Origin of the sequence: Arthrobacter pascens (genome assembly GCF_030815585.1) — a bacterium.
GTDB classification, from domain to species: domain Bacteria; phylum Actinomycetota; class Actinomycetes; order Actinomycetales; family Micrococcaceae; genus Arthrobacter; species Arthrobacter pascens_A.
In genome coordinates this window covers 3,907,854-3,924,247 of record NZ_JAUSWY010000001.1, presented here as the reverse complement: position 1 = coordinate 3,924,247, position 16,394 = coordinate 3,907,854, and the positions used below count along the sequence as shown (strand labels likewise).

At 63.3% G+C, this 16,394-nt stretch carries 16 protein-coding genes; all 16 read left to right on the top strand.

Annotation, left to right across the window (positions count from 1 at the left end; all coding sequences use genetic code 11):
- The first annotated feature begins 10 nt into the window (after positions 1-10).
- The 16 genes from QFZ30_RS18090 to QFZ30_RS18015 all read left to right on the top strand — a co-directional run bounded on the left by QFZ30_RS18090 (position 11) and on the right by QFZ30_RS18015 (position 16,287).
- Positions 11-946 carry an ABC transporter permease gene (locus QFZ30_RS18090; protein WP_307078577.1) on the top strand — a complete coding sequence of 312 codons (936 nt, stop codon included), beginning with the start codon at positions 11-13 and terminating at the stop codon, positions 944-946.
- On the top strand, positions 943-1,905 hold the full coding sequence (locus QFZ30_RS18085; protein ID WP_307078575.1) for an ABC transporter ATP-binding protein: 963 nt from the start codon (positions 943-945) through the stop codon (positions 1,903-1,905). The genes QFZ30_RS18090 and QFZ30_RS18085 overlap by 4 nt, the downstream gene beginning before the upstream one ends.
- Complete coding sequence (locus QFZ30_RS18080) at positions 1,902-2,972, top strand: ATP-binding cassette domain-containing protein (protein ID WP_307078572.1); 1,071 nt, start codon at positions 1,902-1,904, stop codon at positions 2,970-2,972. The genes QFZ30_RS18085 and QFZ30_RS18080 overlap by 4 nt, the downstream gene beginning before the upstream one ends.
- The gene (locus QFZ30_RS18075; protein ID WP_307078571.1) at positions 2,969-4,525 is read left to right on the top strand and encodes a glycoside hydrolase family 32 protein; all 1,557 of its coding nucleotides are present in this window, start codon (positions 2,969-2,971) and stop codon (positions 4,523-4,525) included. The genes QFZ30_RS18080 and QFZ30_RS18075 overlap by 4 nt, the downstream gene beginning before the upstream one ends.
- Before the next feature lie 86 nt (positions 4,526-4,611).
- Positions 4,612-5,109 carry a LacI family DNA-binding transcriptional regulator gene (locus QFZ30_RS18070; RefSeq protein ID WP_307078570.1) on the top strand — a complete coding sequence of 166 codons (498 nt, stop codon included), beginning with the start codon at positions 4,612-4,614 and terminating at the stop codon, positions 5,107-5,109.
- Between the two features lie 1,184 nt (positions 5,110-6,293).
- Positions 6,294-7,889, top strand: coding sequence for a glycoside hydrolase family 68 protein (locus tag QFZ30_RS18065; RefSeq protein ID WP_307078568.1), 1,596 nt, complete (start codon positions 6,294-6,296; stop codon positions 7,887-7,889).
- A gap of 107 nt (positions 7,890-7,996) precedes the next feature.
- Positions 7,997-9,679, top strand: coding sequence for a glycoside hydrolase family 32 protein (locus tag QFZ30_RS18060; RefSeq protein ID WP_307078565.1), 1,683 nt, complete (start codon positions 7,997-7,999; stop codon positions 9,677-9,679).
- A gap of 71 nt (positions 9,680-9,750) precedes the next feature.
- Positions 9,751-10,218 (top strand): Asp23/Gls24 family envelope stress response protein, encoded by a 468-nt coding sequence (locus QFZ30_RS18055; protein ID WP_307078563.1) that lies wholly within the window; start codon positions 9,751-9,753, stop codon positions 10,216-10,218.
- Positions 10,215-10,406, top strand: a complete 192-nt coding sequence (locus tag QFZ30_RS18050) for a hypothetical protein (protein ID WP_131133405.1) — start codon at positions 10,215-10,217, stop codon at positions 10,404-10,406. Before QFZ30_RS18055 ends, QFZ30_RS18050 begins: the two co-directional genes overlap by 4 nt.
- Entirely contained in the window at positions 10,403-10,783 is a 381-nt protein-coding gene (locus tag QFZ30_RS18045; RefSeq protein ID WP_307078561.1) for a hypothetical protein, read from the top strand. The genes QFZ30_RS18050 and QFZ30_RS18045 overlap by 4 nt, the downstream gene beginning before the upstream one ends.
- Complete coding sequence (locus QFZ30_RS18040) at positions 10,780-11,502, top strand: hypothetical protein (RefSeq protein ID WP_307078559.1); 723 nt, start codon at positions 10,780-10,782, stop codon at positions 11,500-11,502. The genes QFZ30_RS18045 and QFZ30_RS18040 overlap by 4 nt, the downstream gene beginning before the upstream one ends.
- Positions 11,499-12,110, top strand: a complete 612-nt coding sequence (locus QFZ30_RS18035) for a hypothetical protein (RefSeq protein WP_307078557.1) — start codon at positions 11,499-11,501, stop codon at positions 12,108-12,110. Before QFZ30_RS18040 ends, QFZ30_RS18035 begins: the two co-directional genes overlap by 4 nt.
- 231 nt (positions 12,111-12,341) lie before the next feature.
- Entirely contained in the window at positions 12,342-12,623 is a 282-nt protein-coding gene (locus QFZ30_RS18030; RefSeq protein WP_307078555.1) for a hypothetical protein, read from the top strand.
- Positions 12,624-12,914: 291 nt separating this feature from the next.
- Entirely contained in the window at positions 12,915-14,255 is a 1,341-nt protein-coding gene (locus tag QFZ30_RS18025; RefSeq protein WP_307078553.1) for an ABC transporter substrate-binding protein, read from the top strand.
- A gap of 92 nt (positions 14,256-14,347) precedes the next feature.
- The gene (locus QFZ30_RS18020; protein ID WP_307078551.1) at positions 14,348-15,313 is read left to right on the top strand and encodes a carbohydrate ABC transporter permease; all 966 of its coding nucleotides are present in this window, start codon (positions 14,348-14,350) and stop codon (positions 15,311-15,313) included.
- Entirely contained in the window at positions 15,310-16,287 is a 978-nt protein-coding gene (locus QFZ30_RS18015) for a carbohydrate ABC transporter permease (RefSeq protein WP_307078549.1), read from the top strand. The genes QFZ30_RS18020 and QFZ30_RS18015 overlap by 4 nt, the downstream gene beginning before the upstream one ends.
- The last annotated feature ends 107 nt before the right edge of the window (positions 16,288-16,394 follow it).

The following is a 16,394-nucleotide window of genomic DNA, read 5'->3' as shown; positions in this document are numbered from 1 at the left end:
GGGACCCATCATGACAACCGCAATTCTGAAGCAGCCCACTGAGCCCACTGAGCCCACAGCTGCGCGCAAACCCAACCGCAGTTTCGTCCACGGACTTATCACCAACAAGAAGGCCCTGGTGGGCATGATCGTGATGCTTATGTTCATCGCGCTTGCGTTGCTGGCCCCCGTGCTGTTCCCCGGAGACCCGTCGCGGATCACCGCGATGGCCTCGCTGGAACCGTCTCCCGAGCACTGGCTCGGCACCACGGCCAAAGGTCAGGACGTGCTTGCCCTGACTGTCCACGGCTCCCGCAGTTCCCTGTTCGTCGGGTTGACTGTGGGCTTCGCATCCACCTTCATCGGCATTTTGGTGGGCCTGGCCTCGGCGTACTTTGGCAAGTTCATTGACGAAGCACTGTCCCTGGTGACCAACGTCTTCCTGCTCCTGCCGGGACTGCCGCTCCTTGTCATCCTGGCAGCGTTCCTGCCGCCGGGTTTGGGAACCGTGATCCTGGTCCTCGTGGTCACCGGCTGGGCCGGGTCGGCACGTGTATTGCGCTCTCAGGCGCTGTCCATCCGCTCAAAGGACTTTGTGGCCGCGGCCGTGGTGTCCGGCGAACGGGCGGGCCGGATCATGTTCCGGGAGATCCTGCCCAACATGGCCTCGATCGTCATGGGTACCCTGCTGGCCTGCGTGATCTACGGCATCGGCGCCCAGGCAGGCCTGGAGTTCCTTGGCCTGGGTGACGTCAGCACCGTCTCCTGGGGCAACAACCTCTTCTGGGCCGGCAACGAGGGGGCCCTACTGACCGGCAGTTGGTGGGTCTTTGTTCCCTCGGGTGTCTGCATCGCGCTGGTCGCGTTCGCACTGGCGCTCATCAACTACGCCGTGGACGAGGTCACTAATCCGCGGCTGCGGAAGATCAAAACCCCAAAAATTACCGAAAGGAGCGCCGCCAAGTGACAGTCTCCCAAGTTTCCTTCGGCTCCCACGAGCCCGTCCTGGAGGTCAAGAACCTCACCGTCAAGTACATCGGCGACACCCGCTCGACCACCGCCGTCGACCGTGTTTCCTTCAGCATCGGCACCGGTGAGGTGTTCGGGCTGGCGGGCGAGTCCGGCTGTGGGAAGTCCACCATCGCCAACTCGATCATGCGGCTCCTGAAGGATCCCGCGAAGATCGCCGGCGGCAGCATCTCCTTCGGCGGCAAGGACGTCCTGGCCATGAGCCCGGAGGAGCTGCGGCGCTTCCGCTGGCAGGACGTGGCCATGGTGTTCCAGTCGGCCATGAACTCGCTCAACCCGGTGCTGACCATCGGCGAGCAGATCGTGGATATTTTCACCACGCATGCGGGCTACTCGCGCAAGGAATCGCTGCGGCGTGCCGGTGAGTTGCTTGAATTGGTGAGGATCGGCCCCGCGCGTCTCAAGTCCTACCCGCACCAGCTCTCGGGCGGCATGCGGCAGCGCGCCGTGATCGCGATGGCCGTGGCGCTCAAGCCGTCCCTGTTGATCCTGGACGAGCCCACCACCGCGCTGGACGTGGTGGTGCAGCAGGAAATCATGGCCCAAATCAAGGAACTCCAACGCGAACTGGGGTTCTCCGTCCTCTTCATCACCCACGACATGTCGCTCATGGTGGAGCTCTCGCACCGCATGGCCGTGATGTACGGCGGCCGGATCGTGGAGACCGCGAAAGCCCATGACGTCTACGCCAACCCCCGCCACCCATACACTCAGGCGCTGATGGGCGCGTTCCCGCCGCTCACCGGTCCGCGGGTTCCGCTGACGGGACTGCCCGACGGCGTGAAGTTCCGGAACATCCCGGACCTCACCGAAGCAGCACCGGGCCATTTCGTGGCACCTGTCAGTGCCGACGCTTCAGCGGCTGACACCGCGATCATGGAAGGAGCCGCACGATGAGCCACGCTGTACTGTCATCCCAGCGACCCTCCGCCGACACCGAAGCTCCAGCCCTCGAGGTCCGCGGACTAGGAAAGTCTTTCCCTATAGGTGGTTTGTTCTCCCGGGACTCCGTCCGGGCCCTGCACGGCGTGGACCTGACCATTGGCCGCGGCGAAATCGTGGCCCTCGTGGGAGAGTCTGGGTCGGGTAAGAGCACTCTGGCCCGCTGCGTTGCCCGGCTGGAAAAGCCGAGCTCCGGCGAGATCCTGATCGACGGCGTCGACGTCCTCAAGCGCGACCGCTTCCAGGCATCGCGAGCCTTCCGCTCCCAACTGCAGATGGTCTTCCAAGATCCCTTCGGCTCGCTGAATCCTGCCCACAGAGTGGAGCACTTCCTGCGGAGGTCGCTAGCGATCCACCGGAAGGGCGGCAGCTCCGAGACAGAGACGCAGCAGCGACTCGAGGAGCTCATGACCACCGTGGGCCTGCAGGCCGACATGCTGAACTCCTACCCGCACGAGCTCTCCGGCGGGCAGCGCCAGCGAGTCGCGATTGCCCGGGCCCTTGCCGTGGAACCACGGGTCATCCTCGCCGACGAACCCACCTCCATGCTGGATGTTTCGGTCCGGATCGGCGTGCTGAACCTGATGCGCAAACTCCGCGATGAGCAGGGAATCTCCATGCTCTACATCACACACGACCTCGCCTCGGCCCGATACCTGGCGGACCGGACTGCGGTCATGTTCGCGGGAGAGCTCGTTGAAGAGGGCGAGTCCTTGGATCTCCTGGCCAACCCGGCCCACCCGTACACGCAGCTGCTGGTCTCGGCCGTCCCGGATCCGGCCCGGGCGGGCTCCTACGATCCCGTCCGCCGGGCCGAGCTGCGCCAGGCTGTGATGGCTTCGACCACCTGCACTTACGATGGCGACCCAAACCAGGCCTGCTCGGCCGAGGAACCCGTTCGCCACCACGTGGGCGACCCCGAAAACCGCCACTGGGTGCGCTGCCACCTCTACCGCCCGCAGGCTGGCGCCGGCGGCCACGCCTTGGCAACTGAACCAACCGACAACGAGGCCTCCGCATGACTGAATCGACGCACCCGCTCGCCACCGTACCCCAGGACGAACTGATTGCCCGCGCCGCTGCGGACCCCCTGCGGCCGCGCTTCCATTTCGTCTCCCCGGCCGGTTGGCTGAACGACCCCAACGGCGTGAGCCAATGGAACGGCACCTACCACCTCTTCTACCAGTACAACCCCGAAGGCGCCTTCCACCACCGCATCCAGTGGGGCCACGCCACCAGCACCGACCTCGTCCACTGGACGGACCAGCCGGTGGCGCTGGAACCGTCCGCAGGCCCCGACGCCGACGGCTGCTGGTCGGGGGTGTTGGTGAACGACGCCGGCACGCCCACCTTGGTGTACTCGGGACGGCTAGGCGAGCAGGAGTTGCCCTGCGTGGCCGTGGGATCCGCAGACCTGCTGAGCTGGAGCAAATTGCCTCAGAACCCGGTGATCGCAGCCCCGCCGGCAGGGGTGGACATCACGGCGTATCGCGACCACTGCGTGTGGCGTGAGGGTTCCATCTGGCGGCAGTTGGTGGGTTCGGGCATCCGTGGGCGCGGCGGCACGGCGTTCCTGTACGAGTCGGAGGATCTGCGCTCCTGGGAATACGTCGGGCCGCTGTTCATCGGCGACGCCTCACAGGGTGATCCTGCCGACACCGACTGGACGGGGACCATGTGGGAATGCGTGGACCTGTTCCGGGCGGGCGAGGGATCGTTGGGTACGGTTCCTACTTCTGGGCACGCGACCGATGTGCTGGTCTTTTCCGCATGGGACGACGGCGACACCCGCCACCCGCTGTACTGGACCGGCCGCTACTCGGGAGACTCCTTCGAGCCCGCCGGGCTGCATCGGCTCGACTACGGTGGACGGTTCTTCTACGCGCCGCAGTCATTCCAGGATGAGGCCGGCCGACGCATCATGTTTGGCTGGCTTCAGGAGGGCCGCAGCGACGCCGCGATGGTGGAGGCCGGGTGGGCCGGCGTCATGAGTTTGCCCCGCGTCACCACCCTGGCCGACGACGGAACCCTCCGTTTCGCACCCGTGCCCGAAATCGAGAAGCTGCGCCGGGACCATGTGGGCCTGCCCGGACAGGAGCTGGTGGCTACCGGGGCACCTGTGGCTACCGGGGTGTCTGGCAGCCAACTGGACCTCGAACTGGATGTGCAGCTCGAGCCTGGTGCTGTGCTGCGACTGGGATTGCTGGGATCGGCTGACGGCGTCTCCAACAAATCCAAGGAGGAAACAGTCATCGAGCTGCGCCGGACCACTGAAGGCGACGGCCAAGGCACACTCCGCCTCGACCGGACTCAGAGCAGCCTCGATCCAACCGTTGATGTCGACGACAAGTCCGGACCGCTCCCGATGCCCGACGGCCGGGTGCACTTGCGCGTCCTGGTGGACCGATCCGCCGTCGAAATTTTCGCCAACGGTAAGCCGCTCACCGCCCGTGTTTACCCGACTCTGGCCGGTGAGAACGTGAGCCTTGCCGCCGAGGGTACCGTGAGGCTGCTCTCCTTCGATGCCTGGACCATGGCTGAGATCTTTGGAGGAGCTCGGAACCTCTTCCCCTAAATTCTCAACCGATGGAGTTGTAGGGCCCGACATGAGGCCCTCCCACGCCAGCCAATCAATCAGTCTGAACAGGGAAGGTGGTCGTCGTGCGCCCATATCCTCGACGGGCGGCAGAGACAACCGTCACCATGAAGGACGTCGCGTTGGCAGCCGGAGTCTCGACAGCAACAGTGTCACGGGCTCTGCGGCAACCTTCCAGTGCCGCGCCTGCTACCAGAATCAGGGTCTCCGCAATCGCTGCCGCTATGGATTACACCATTTCGCCCTCGGCGGCGGCACTGGCGACGGGGAGATCCCGCACCGTCGCTGTCGTCACACCGACGGTGCGGCACTGGTTCTACTCCAAGGCACTCGAAGGTGCCACGCGTGCCCTGACATCCCGGAACTACAGCCTTAGCGTTGTCCTCACAAATCCGAACGATGAGGACTCCGCGTTGGGGTCAAGCTCCAACCACGTGGATGCCGTCATCACCCTCGGGAATACCACTGAACAAGGCAGAGCGGCCGCCCAGCTAAGGATCATCCCTTCCCCGCGTCGCGATCGGCGGACGCGTTCCCCACGGGAACAGCGTGCGGGTGGATGAACAACAACTCCTCCCAGCGGCAGCTCGACACCTTCGCCAGATGGGGCACGAACGGACAGCCTTACTCATCGGGGACAGCTACACATGAATTGACAAGGGAGTCAGCTGCCCGGAGATTCTTGAGACGCCTCGTAAGGGCCCAGTGCAATCGAGCGATGTGGTTGCCTTTAAATCGAGCGTGTTGCGACGTTGGTGAGAAACCGCCCAGCTTTGAGCTGTGCGGAGGGCTCCACCTGCCCGCCAGTAGCCCTTCGAGGAGATGGGTGCGCTGGGTGTCCAGACACTCGCAAGCCTTACAGCAGGACATCCGATCACTGCACACCAGCAAATTGACCGGAAGGGCACAGCGCCGCAGAATATCGCATCTTCCGTTCCGCTTTTGTCAGTTCCTGTGCAGTGTGGAGAATTTTTCCCGACTTTGTGAAACTCTGAGGGCTGCCGGTCCAGGAACCTGCAGTCTCCCTGTGCCGCCCCCGTCGGCCGTGGCCGTGGACGTGGACGTGTACGTGCCTGGGCTTGGTGGTCCGTCGCGGTTCTGAAGAAGCTGTCGTGGGCGCCGCACCTGTGGGGTTGCCAGGAGCCTGTTGAGTGGCGTTGACAATCGATCCGCCGTCGCAGCCGGTGAGCACGAGGAGCATCGCCGATCCTGCCACGGCAAGTCGAGCTTTCACTGATCTGCGGTTCCGATAGGCCCAGGCGGACAGGGCCAATAATTGCTGACAGCTGACCGTCAGATACAAACAGTCCAGGACCCGGCGATGGAAGCGACACCTGGATATTTTGAGAGCGGGAGAATATCCGGGCCGGGGGACAGTTGTGAGGGGTAAATGGGACGTGAATCTGCTCACAAAGTCACATTCGCACGCAACATTTGACTGCGCTAAACCGTTATGTCACGCGCGCGCCCTGAGATGATGTAAGCGCTTGCATCAAATGTCAGACAGGTTGAATTTTGGTTGTGAAACACGGTTTGTGGTGCTGTCGCCTGCCTGCCTAGCGTAGAAGAGGGCCAGGTATTCACGATTCACCTGCGCCGCCATACGGGGGTTACCGAGCCCCTTACCCCTCGACACGACGGCGTCCTCGATGACTCCTGTGGTGTCGTCGCGTTCGCCCGGAGTTTCGAGGCATAGGGCATACGCCCGTCTTCCACGAACAGTTACAACTCCGCGAGAAGAGCAAACATGCACAAGCACCCCCAATCACCCCGGATGCTGCGGTGGCGCCCCGCCGCCGCAGCACTGGCGGCAGCGGTTGTGGCCTCGGCCTTCCTGGCCGTCCCCTCGGCCCAGGCGAACGAACCGTCGGACCCGCCGGCCAGCCAGCAGATGCCGGAACCCACTCCCGGGTTCCCCCTCCCCTCCGAGCACACTCAGGAGGCGCACGACCCGGCGTCGGACTTCACCTCGAAGTGGACCCGCGCGGACGCCAAGCAGATCATGGCGCAAAGCGATTCCACTGTGGCTCCCGGTGAGAATTCCATGAGTCCGGACGTCACCATGCCGGAAATCCCTGAGGATTTCCCCACCATGAACGAGGACGTCTGGGTGTGGGACACCTGGTCGCTGACGGATGAGAACGCCAACCAGATCAGCTACAAGGGCTGGGACGTCGTCTTCTCCCTTGTTGCCGACCGGAACGCCGGCTACGGCTTCGACCAGCGGCACTGGAACGCCCGGATCGGGTACTTCTTCCGGAAGACCAACGCTGATCCGGCCAAGGACAAGTGGAACTACGGCGGACATATTTTTGCTGACGGCGCTTCCATCGGCAACACCGAATGGTCAGGCTCCACCCGCCTGATGCAGGGCAACCACGTCAACGTGTTCTACACCGCCACTACCTTCGACGATGTGGCCGAGCGGAACGCGGGCCGGGGAGGGACGCCGCCGGACGCTGCCATTGCGAAGGCGCTGGGCAACATCCACGCGGACCAGAACGGCGTGACCTTCGACGGCTTCGAGCACACGAAACTGCTCGAACCTGACGGGAAGATGTACCAGAACAAGGACCAGAACCCCGGCTTCGCCTTCCGTGACCCCTACACCTTCGAGGACCCGGCCCATCCCGGAAAAACCTACATGGTCTTCGAAGGCAACACCGGCGGCACGCGCGGAGACTACGAGTGCAAGGAAGAGGACCTGGGTTACCAGCCCGGCGACCCGAATGCTGAGAACCTGGACGAGGTCAACAGCTCAGGCGCCAACCTCCAGACGGCAAATGTGGGCCTGGCCGTGGCGGACAACAAGGACCTGACCAAGTGGTCTTTCCTGCCTCCCCTCCTGTCGGCCAACTGCGTCAATGACCAGACTGAGCGTCCGCAGATCTTCATCCAGAACGAGGGCGGCAAGAACAAGTACTACCTGTTCACCATCAGCCACCAGTTCACCTACGCCGCCGGTATGCGCGGGCCCGACGGTGTGTACGGCTTCGTTGGCGACGGCGTCCGTTCCGACTACCAGCCGATGAACAACAGCGGCCTGGCCTTGGGGTCCCCGACGGACCTGAACCTTCCGTCCGAGTCCCCGGAAAAACCCACCGCCAACCAGAACGGCCGCCAGTTCCAGGCCTACTCGCACTACGTGCAGCCGGGCGGCCTGGTGCAGTCCTTCATCGACAACGTGAACGGCGTTCGCGGCGGTTCCCTGTCACCCACCGTGAAGATCAACTTCCGCAACGGAATCTCGGCAGTTGACCGCAGCTTCGGCCAGAACGGCCTCGGCCCGTTCGGCTACCTGCCCACCAACGTCCGCGTCGGCGGCGAAGGCCACTACAAGTGACCCCTAGCCTCACGTAGGCACGCGGCTCCCTTACCGGAGCGGCAAACCAATAAGCGGGGACGTCCGTGCAACCCACGGACGTTCCCGCCTTCAAGTTAAGGATCTCCATGTTCTCCTCCACCGCTTCCCGGGCGCTCCCGTGCAGCCCGGACAGGCGCAGGTCTGGCAGGCAGGCGCTGGCCGCCGTCGTCGCACTGCTCCTGGCGGTGATCGCCGCCGGCTGCACCCCTCCCGGCGACGGTCAGGAGCGGAGCAGGCGGGACGGTGCGTCACCGTCGGCCGCTGAACCATGGCGCCCGGCCGCGCATCTGACGCCGTCCAAGAACTGGATGAACGACCCCAACGGCCTGGTCAATGAAAACGGCACCTACCACGCCTTCTACCAGTACAACCCGAAGGGCAACGACTGGGGCAACATGTCCTGGGGCCACTCCACCAGCACGGACCTGGTGCACTGGACGGAAGAGTCCGTGGCCATGGAGGCCACGGATACAGAGGAGATCTTCTCCGGTTCAATCGTGGTGGATGCGGACAACACGTCGGGGCTCGGCAGCAAGGATGAGCCCGCCATGGTTGCCCTCTACACCAGTGCCTACAAGGACAACGCCCCGCTGCCCAAAGGCTCCCAGGCCCAGTCTGTGGCCTACAGCCTGGACCACGGGCGCACCTGGAAGAAGCACCGGGACAACCCCGTCCTGAACCTTGAGCCCGCGTCGCCGAACTTCCGCGACCCCAAGGTCACCTGGTACGAGCCTGGCCAATATTGGGTCATGACTACGGTGGTGGCCGACGACCACGTGGTGAAGTTGTATAAATCCACAGACCTGCTGCACTGGGACTTTCTCAGCGACTTTTCCGGTGTGGGCGCCCAGGGCGGGCTGTGGGAGATGCCCGAGCTCCTGGAAGTCCCGGTGGAAGGCAGCACTGAACGGCGCTGGGTGATGCTGGTCAGCATCAATCCCGGCGGTATCGCGGGTGGCTCCGGGATGCAGTACTTCACCGGCGATTTCGACGGCGTGACGTTCCGGTCGGAAGGGGCCGCTCCTCCGGACGCTCCGCTGCAGGACCACCAATGGGTCGATTACGGCGCGGACTTCTACGCGGCGACCACCATCTCCGCCGCCCCCGGCGGCAAACCCGTCCTGTTCGGCTGGATGGGCAACTGGGACTACGCCCAGAAAATGCCCACCACACCCTGGCGTGGTGCCATGGCGATTCCCCGCGAACTCACGCTGTCAACCGACGACGGCGGTAAGCCGGCCTTGCGCTCGTCCATCGCCTCCGTTCCGGCTGCAGTGCTGTCCAGCGAGCCCGCCTCGGAGCGGCGCCTGGAAGTCGACGATGGCAGCCAGCCGTTGGGGGAAGCCTTCTCGTCCAGATCCCAACTCCTGGATGTTGAACTCAAACCGGACGGTGCGGCCGAAGCAGGAATCGTACTTCGGGGTTCAGCAGCAGGTTCAGCACCCGGCGGTTCAACGGAAGGCCAGGATGGGCTGAGGATCAGTTACCAGCCGCACTCCGGCAACCTGAGAATCGACCGGTCCGCGGCAGGGACTGCCAATTTCTCGGCCAAATTCAGTCCCTACCACGGGGCCAAGGTGCCCTTGGTGGACGGAAAACTGAAGTTGCGGATCCTGTTGGATTCGTCCTCGGTGGAGGTGTTCGCTCCCGACCAGGGCGTGGTCATCACGGACCTGTTCCTGCCGAAGTGGGCCGACACGGACGCATCGGTGTTCAGCGATGGCGGAAATGCAGGATTTACCCTGACCGGGCGGAACCTGCCGGCCTGACTTGCTGCGCATTCCAGCATGTTGTCCCAGGCAGGGGATAGGGTTGGGACCAACAGAAGGGGGAGTGCCTGATGGAATACCAGAACCCACAACCCGATGCGGGCGTCCATAATCACGTTGCCGGCGGCCAGGTACAGCACCCTGTCCCAGGACACGGCCGCACCGTCATCTCTGAAACTGCCGTAGCCAAGGTTGCCGGCATCGCCGCCCGTGCAGTGCCCGGTGTCTATTCCCTGGGTTCCGGGTCCTCCCGTGCGCTCGGTGCCATCCGGGACGCCGTGGGCAGCTCAGACCATGCGGCGGGGGTTCATGCCGAGGTCGGCGAAACCCAGGTGGCCGTCGACATCAATCTGGTGGCCACGTACGGCACGCCGCTGCATTCCCTTGCTGACCAGGTCAGAGCCGCCGTTTACCGGGCCGTCGAGGAACTTGTTGGCCTCCAGGTCATCGAAGTGAATGTCGAAATCACCGATGTCTACGTGGTTCCGCCGGTGAAATCCGCCGCGCCCGGCATCTCAGAGAGGGAGGCACTGCTGTGAACCTGACCGTAGTGGGAATCGCCGTCGGTGCCTTTGTGGCGTTTATGTCCTTCCAGTTTGGGCTGTGGGGCTTCCTGGTTTCACTGCTTTTTATGGCCATCGGAGCCCTGCTGGGCCGTGCTGCGGAAGGGAAACTGGATCTGCGCGGCGTCCTGGATGCCATTATCGGCCGGCGTTCCTCCTCATGAGCTCGCCCGCACCGGCTCTGCGGGGGCAGGTACTCAGCGGCCATAACCGCATCAGCACCCAGGCCCTGACCAGCCTCGCCAGAGCGGCGGCGGCGGAGGCGCTGGGTGTGGAAGCCCAGGATGTACGGGCTGCCTGGTCCGACGACGACGGCATGCTGGCCCTGTCCCTCGTCGCACCGATCAGAATTCCGCCGCTGAAGGCCGTTGTCCGTGACGCCGGCCGCGTGGCGGCCTTCGGGGGGTCCATCTGGGAACGGACAATCACCGCGAAAGCCCAGATCCTGGCTACTGTCACGGCACTCAGTGGCGCCCGCCTGAGCAGGGTGGATATCCGGATCAGCGGCGCCCGCGTCAGTGAAGGAGGCCGCGTCCGATGAGCCGGGGGCCAGAGAATAAGGTGCCAGGGGACCAGGGACCAGACATGCGCAGGATCCTGTACCGGGAAACACATTCGTCACGGGCAGCGGTCGCAACCGTGGCAGCCGTCCTCGTGATGGCGCTGGCTGCCTACGGACTCCTCGAGGCGGCAGTACACGCGATTGGCCAGCCGGCGTGGCTGATCGAGCCCCAGCTGGCGGCAGAGCGCATCGTGGCGCTGCCCGCCGGCATCCCGCCATTGCTTCTTGGCGTCATCGGTGCGGTGGTGGCCATGGCAGGGCTGGTCTTTGTCCTCAACGCGGTCCTGCCGGGCAGGCGTGCCAGGCACCTGTTGGACAGCCGTGCATATGCACTTGCTGCCGGAGGAAGTCCGGATTCAGACAACGGCCAGGCGGACAACGGGTCAGCGGAAATCGGGTCGGCGGAAAACGGCCAGGCAGCAGGGGGTGGAAACATCCCTTCGGTAGTGGTGGATGACGAGGTCATCGCGTCCGCGCTGGCGCGCAGCGCCCGGCTCGCCGCGAATGTCACGCCTGAACAGGTCATGGTGGTGGTTTCCCAGCGGCAGGTCACGGTGAGCGTCCGTCCAACATCAGGGGTGCCGGTTGAGGAAAGCTCAGTACTTGCCGCGGTCCAGGAAGAGCTCCGTGAAATGGCACTGGTTCCGCTGCCGGAAGTCCGAGTAAATGTGTCAACGTCGGGGGTGATTGGCGCATGAACAGCACTCCGGCGCTACTTAACCGGGTCCTGATCGGCATCCTCGGCATCAAGCTGCTGGCTGTGGGACTGCTGCTGATTCTGTTGGCCACGGTTCCCGCCGTCGCCTCCTGGTGGCATTCCTGGTCCGGTTCAGTCTGGACAGGAATCAACCAGGCCTTCAACAGCACCAGATTCCCAGGCCGCCCGGAAAGCTGGCTATGGATTGTGATAGCCCTTGCTCTTCTGGTGCTGATCGGGCTGATGGTGGCCTGGATTGCCCAGCAGGGAAAAGGCCGCAGCAACCTGCTGGTGGTGGAATATGACCCTGGCACTGTGGCAGGGGACGTACGGATCGGTGGGGGTGTAGCAGAGCAGGCCCTGAAGCACGCCCTTGCCGAACGCCCCGACCTGGCTGCCGCCACCGTGGCTACCTATGAAGTCCGCGGCGCCCCCGCGTTGAAGGTCAGGCTCCAGCCGCGCCAGGGGGTTGCGCCGCACCTCCTGGCGGCTGAAGTTGCCGCGTTGGTGGATGCCTTGGACACAGTGGTTGGTAAACGGACCCCCGTGCTGATCCATATTGGGGCCGGTGCCCGGACACGGTTCAGTCGGGCCGAGCGCGTCCGCTAGGGCAATTGCTCACCGGAGCCTTCTCCTTCGAGCGCATTACCGCGAGCCCGCCGCTGCTGTCATGTCAATGTGCCTCCGTGACTCGCGGCCGGCCAAGGTGTTGCGCACAGTGGGGCCTGTGGGAATAGTGTGATGCGGGGGACAACTGATCTTCCTGATGCAGACGGACATCGTCTGTTACCGGGGCACCCACCATCCGGATGGAATTGCCGGGAAACCAAGGAGAACAGCATGAGCGAAGAAGTAAATGGCAGCGGAGCGGCCAAAGACGGAATCGAAGGCGCGGCCGGGAAGGCCAAGGAGTTCGCCGGCGAGGCTACGGGGAAAGCCAAGGAATTTGCTGGCGAGGCCACGGGGAACGTCAAGGAGTTTTTTAGCGGAGACGTGGCCGGGAACGCCAAGGAACTGGCCGGCGACGTCACTGAAAACGCCAAGGAACTGGCCGGCGAAGTCACCGAAGGCGTGAAGGGCCTGGGCGCCAAGATCGCCGGGCTGTTCAAGAGCGGCAAGTAGCCCCCGGGCTCCAGCGCCTGCTATGGAAGGACGCCCCGCTACCTCGGCAGCGCGGCGTCCTTTCTTGTCCGTGCGGAGGATCCACAAGTCGCCGGGGATTAGTCCACCAACTGGTCGCCGGACGGCGGCGGAGGTCCGGATGGCGTTCGCGGCTAAGGTCTCGTTTTGGACACGCCTGTGCGCCACGGCGTGTAAGCGCTTGCATTTCCCGAGAGGTTCTTATTAGTGTGATGCCGACCACATCAAACGCACCTGTTGTTATTTTCTGTAACTCAGCGAGGAGTCATCAGCATGAAAAACCGCAAATACCTGCTTCCGGTAGCTGCTACCGGGGCCTTGGCACTATCCCTCACGGCATGCGGCCCCAGCGGAGGCGGAGGAGGTCAGGCGACGGGCGTTGATTGCGCTGCTTACGAAAGCTACGGCAAGCTCGACGGGAAAACCGTATCCGTCTATGCCAGCATCGTCGACACCGAAGCCACGAGCCTGGAAACCACCTTTGCACCGTTTGAAGAGTGCACTGGAGCAACAATCAAATACGAGGGAAGCAAGGAGTTCGAGACCCAGATCGGCGTCCGGGCTAAAGCAGGAAACGCGCCGGACATCGCCATCTTCCCGCAGCCCGGCCTGCTGACTGATCAGGCTACGGCAGGCAACCTGAAGCCGGCCCCCAAGGCTGTATCTGATCTGGTTGACAAGAACTGGTCCGCGGACTGGAAGAAGTACGGCACTGTCGACGGTACTTTCTACGCCGCGCCCATGCTGGCAAACGTCAAGGGATATATCTGGTACGCGCCGAAGACCTTCAAGGACAACGGCTGGGAGGTCCCCAAGACGTGGGACGAGATGATGACCCTGACGAAGAAGATCGCCGATGACGGCGCCATGAAGCCGTGGTGCGCCGGCTTCGAAGCGGGGGAGGCCACGGGCTGGCCGGGCACTGACTGGGTGGAGGACGTGGTCCTCCGCGCCCAGGGACCCGAGGTTTATGACCAGTGGGTCAGCCACCAGATTCCCTTCAACGACCCCAAGATCGTGGACGCAATGAATAAGACCGGGGAAATCCTGCTGAACCCCAAGTACGTCAACGGCGGCTTCGGCGACGTCCGTTCCATCCTGACCACCGGATACGCGCAGGCAGGCCAGCCGGTCCTTGATGGGCAGTGCGCTATGCATCACCAGGCGAGCTTCCAGGCGGCCAACTGGCCTGAAGGAACCGTGGTTGCCCCGGAAGGTGACGTCTGGGCGTTCATGGCCCCGCCGATTGACGCCAGCAAGGGCAAGGCAATCAACGGTGGCGGCGAGATGGTAGGCGCCTACAAGGACACCCCCGAGGTCCAGGCGGTCCTGGCATATATGGCGAGCGCTGATTTCGCCAACACCCGGGTCAAGCTTGGCGGTGCCGTCAGTGCAAACAAGGGCCTGGACCCGGCGAACGCCCAGTCGGAGCTGGATAAGCAGTCGATCGCCCTGTTGCAGGATCCGGACACCGTCTTCCGCTTCGATGGGTCTGACCTGATGCCCGGCGCAGTAGGCTCGAACTCCTTCTGGAAGGGCATCGTTGCCTGGGTCAACGGAACTCCGGCCAAGCAGGTTGCCGACAGCGTTGAGAACAGCTGGCCGAAGAGCTGACCTCCTTCGCGTTGCGCCCCTGAGACATAAGTCCCGGGGGCGCAGCGTCAACCCCAAACGTACTGATCCACGCACACCACGGAGGTTGGGCTATGGAATTTATCGGAGGAAAGTTTCTCCAAGTCGTGATTGCCTTGGCGGCATTTGCCGCAATTATTGGCCTGATCATGCTGCTTGTGGACAGAGCCCCCAAATCAGCCAAGGACAAGGTAACAATCGTCGGGTTTCTGGCACCGGCGGCAATTCTGATGCTGGTGGGGCTGGTTTATCCGGCACTCCAGACGTCCCTTCTTGCATTCACGGACGCGAAGGGCCAGCCCAACGGAGTAGATAACTTCGTCTGGATGTTCACGCAGCCGGAGGCGCTCGCCACTCTGCGCAACACCGTCATCTGGACAGTGCTGGTGCCGCTGCTGGCCACAGGCTTCGGTCTGGCTTACGCGGTCTTCATTGACAAAGCCAGGGGCGAGCGGGTCCTTAAGGCCTTGGTCTTTATGCCAATGGCTATCTCATTCGTTGGCGCCGGCATTATCTGGAAGCTCGTTTATGACTACCGCGGCCCCGGCATCGAACAGACTGGTGTCATCAATTACCTGCGGGTCGCCCTGGGGATGGACCCTAAACAATTCCTTCTGGACGCCCCGGAAAACACCATCTTCCTCATCATTGTTATGGTCTGGATCCAGACCGGGTTCGCCATGGTGATCCTCTCTGCCGCGATCAAGGGAGTTCCGGTGGAACTCGTTGAGGCAGCCCGCCTGGATGGAGCCAATCCCTGGCAACAGTTCCGCAACGTTACAGTCCCGGGCATCCGCGGAGCCCTGGTGGTGGTGCTCACAACCATCACCATCGCCACCTTGAAAGTCTTCGACATCGTCCGCACCATGACTGCTGGCAACTATGACACGTCAGTGGTGGCAAATGAGATGTACACCCAGGCCTTCCGCGCGGGCGAACCGGGAAGGGGTGCGGCCCTTGCCCTTATCCTCTTCCTTCTCGTCCTGCCCATTGTGGTGTACAACGCCCGTGTCCTTCGTCAGCAAAGGGAAATCCGATGACCGTCATGCCAGCGCCGGATGAGGCTGCCAACGCCTCGAGCACCAAGACCCGCGGTGGCCTGCCGCCGAACGGTTCGCCTGAGGATTCCGAGCCGATCATGCGCAGGGTCAAGTCCAAACTGACCTCACGCTGGGCAACAGCCGCCGCCGTCATTATCGCCACGGTCTGGACCATCCCGACGTTCGGCCTCCTTGTGTCGTCCTTCCGCCCGGCAGCCAAGCAGGTGGGTCCGCGTTCCGATGGCTGGTGGAACTTCTTTGGCGACTGGCAGTTCACGTTCAAGAACTACGTTGACGTGACCGCGGCGGCCGGCTCGCAGTCGGCCAACCTTTCCCAGTACTTCGCGAATTCCATAGCGATCGTGATCCCGGTCACTGTCTTTGTGCTGGTGCTGGCATCCATGGCGGCCTATATCTTCGCGTGGGGCAATTTCAAGGGCCGTGAGGCCGCGTTCATCTTTGTCTTCGCACTGCAGATCATCCCGCTCCAGATGGCCCTCATCCCGCTGCTGACGCTGTTCACCCAGGTGCTTCAGATTCCGCCGGGGTCATACGCCCAGCTCTGGATCGCCCACACGATGTTCGGGCTTCCCCTGGGCATCTTCCTGCTGCACAACTTCATCTCGGAGATCCCGGGCGAAGTGATCGAAGCTGCCAAGGTGGATGGGGCAGGCCACACGACAATTTTCTGGCGGATTATCCTGCCGTTGTCCGTGCCCGCTCTGGCGTCGCTCGCGATCTTCCAGTTCCTATGGGTGTGGAACGACCTGCTCGTGGCACTGGTCTTCTCCGGTGGGACGGCAGACGTAGCTCCCATTACACAACGCCTGGCAGAGATCTCCGGAACACGAGGGGCAAGGGACTACCTGAACCCAGCGGCAGCGTTTGTTTCCATCATTGTTCCGCTGGCTGTCTTCTTCGGGCTGCAGCGCTACTTTGTCAGGGGCCTTCTTTCGGGCGGACTCAAGGGCTGATCCTCAACTGCCGATAGCCGGCACAGAGGTAACACTGCGAAGCAGGAGGACGCGCAAAATACTATGGCCTGGGGGTATCGCAGGGCATAGCGGACGCCTGCATGGAG

What these genes read in the sequence shown, in the direction of transcription:
- QFZ30_RS18090 (WP_307078577.1), top strand. Translation starts at nt 11, where the DNA reads ATGACAACCGCAATTCTGAAGCAGCCCACTGAGCCCACTGAGCCCACA.
- QFZ30_RS18080 (WP_307078572.1), top strand. Translation starts at nt 1,902, where the DNA reads ATGAGCCACGCTGTACTGTCATCCCAGCGACCCTCCGCCGACACCGAA.
- QFZ30_RS18075 (WP_307078571.1), top strand. Translation starts at nt 2,969, where the DNA reads ATGACTGAATCGACGCACCCGCTCGCCACCGTACCCCAGGACGAACTG.
- QFZ30_RS18065 (WP_307078568.1), top strand. Translation starts at nt 6,294, where the DNA reads ATGCACAAGCACCCCCAATCACCCCGGATGCTGCGGTGGCGCCCCGCC.
- QFZ30_RS18060 (WP_307078565.1), top strand. Translation starts at nt 7,997, where the DNA reads ATGTTCTCCTCCACCGCTTCCCGGGCGCTCCCGTGCAGCCCGGACAGG.
- QFZ30_RS18055 (WP_307078563.1), top strand. Translation starts at nt 9,751, where the DNA reads ATGGAATACCAGAACCCACAACCCGATGCGGGCGTCCATAATCACGTT.
- QFZ30_RS18045 (WP_307078561.1), top strand. Translation starts at nt 10,403, where the DNA reads ATGAGCTCGCCCGCACCGGCTCTGCGGGGGCAGGTACTCAGCGGCCAT.
- QFZ30_RS18040 (WP_307078559.1), top strand. Translation starts at nt 10,780, where the DNA reads ATGAGCCGGGGGCCAGAGAATAAGGTGCCAGGGGACCAGGGACCAGAC.
- QFZ30_RS18035 (WP_307078557.1), top strand. Translation starts at nt 11,499, where the DNA reads ATGAACAGCACTCCGGCGCTACTTAACCGGGTCCTGATCGGCATCCTC.
- QFZ30_RS18030 (WP_307078555.1), top strand. Translation starts at nt 12,342, where the DNA reads ATGAGCGAAGAAGTAAATGGCAGCGGAGCGGCCAAAGACGGAATCGAA.
- QFZ30_RS18025 (WP_307078553.1), top strand. Translation starts at nt 12,915, where the DNA reads ATGAAAAACCGCAAATACCTGCTTCCGGTAGCTGCTACCGGGGCCTTG.
- QFZ30_RS18020 (WP_307078551.1), top strand. Translation starts at nt 14,348, where the DNA reads ATGGAATTTATCGGAGGAAAGTTTCTCCAAGTCGTGATTGCCTTGGCG.
- QFZ30_RS18015 (WP_307078549.1), top strand. Translation starts at nt 15,310, where the DNA reads ATGACCGTCATGCCAGCGCCGGATGAGGCTGCCAACGCCTCGAGCACC.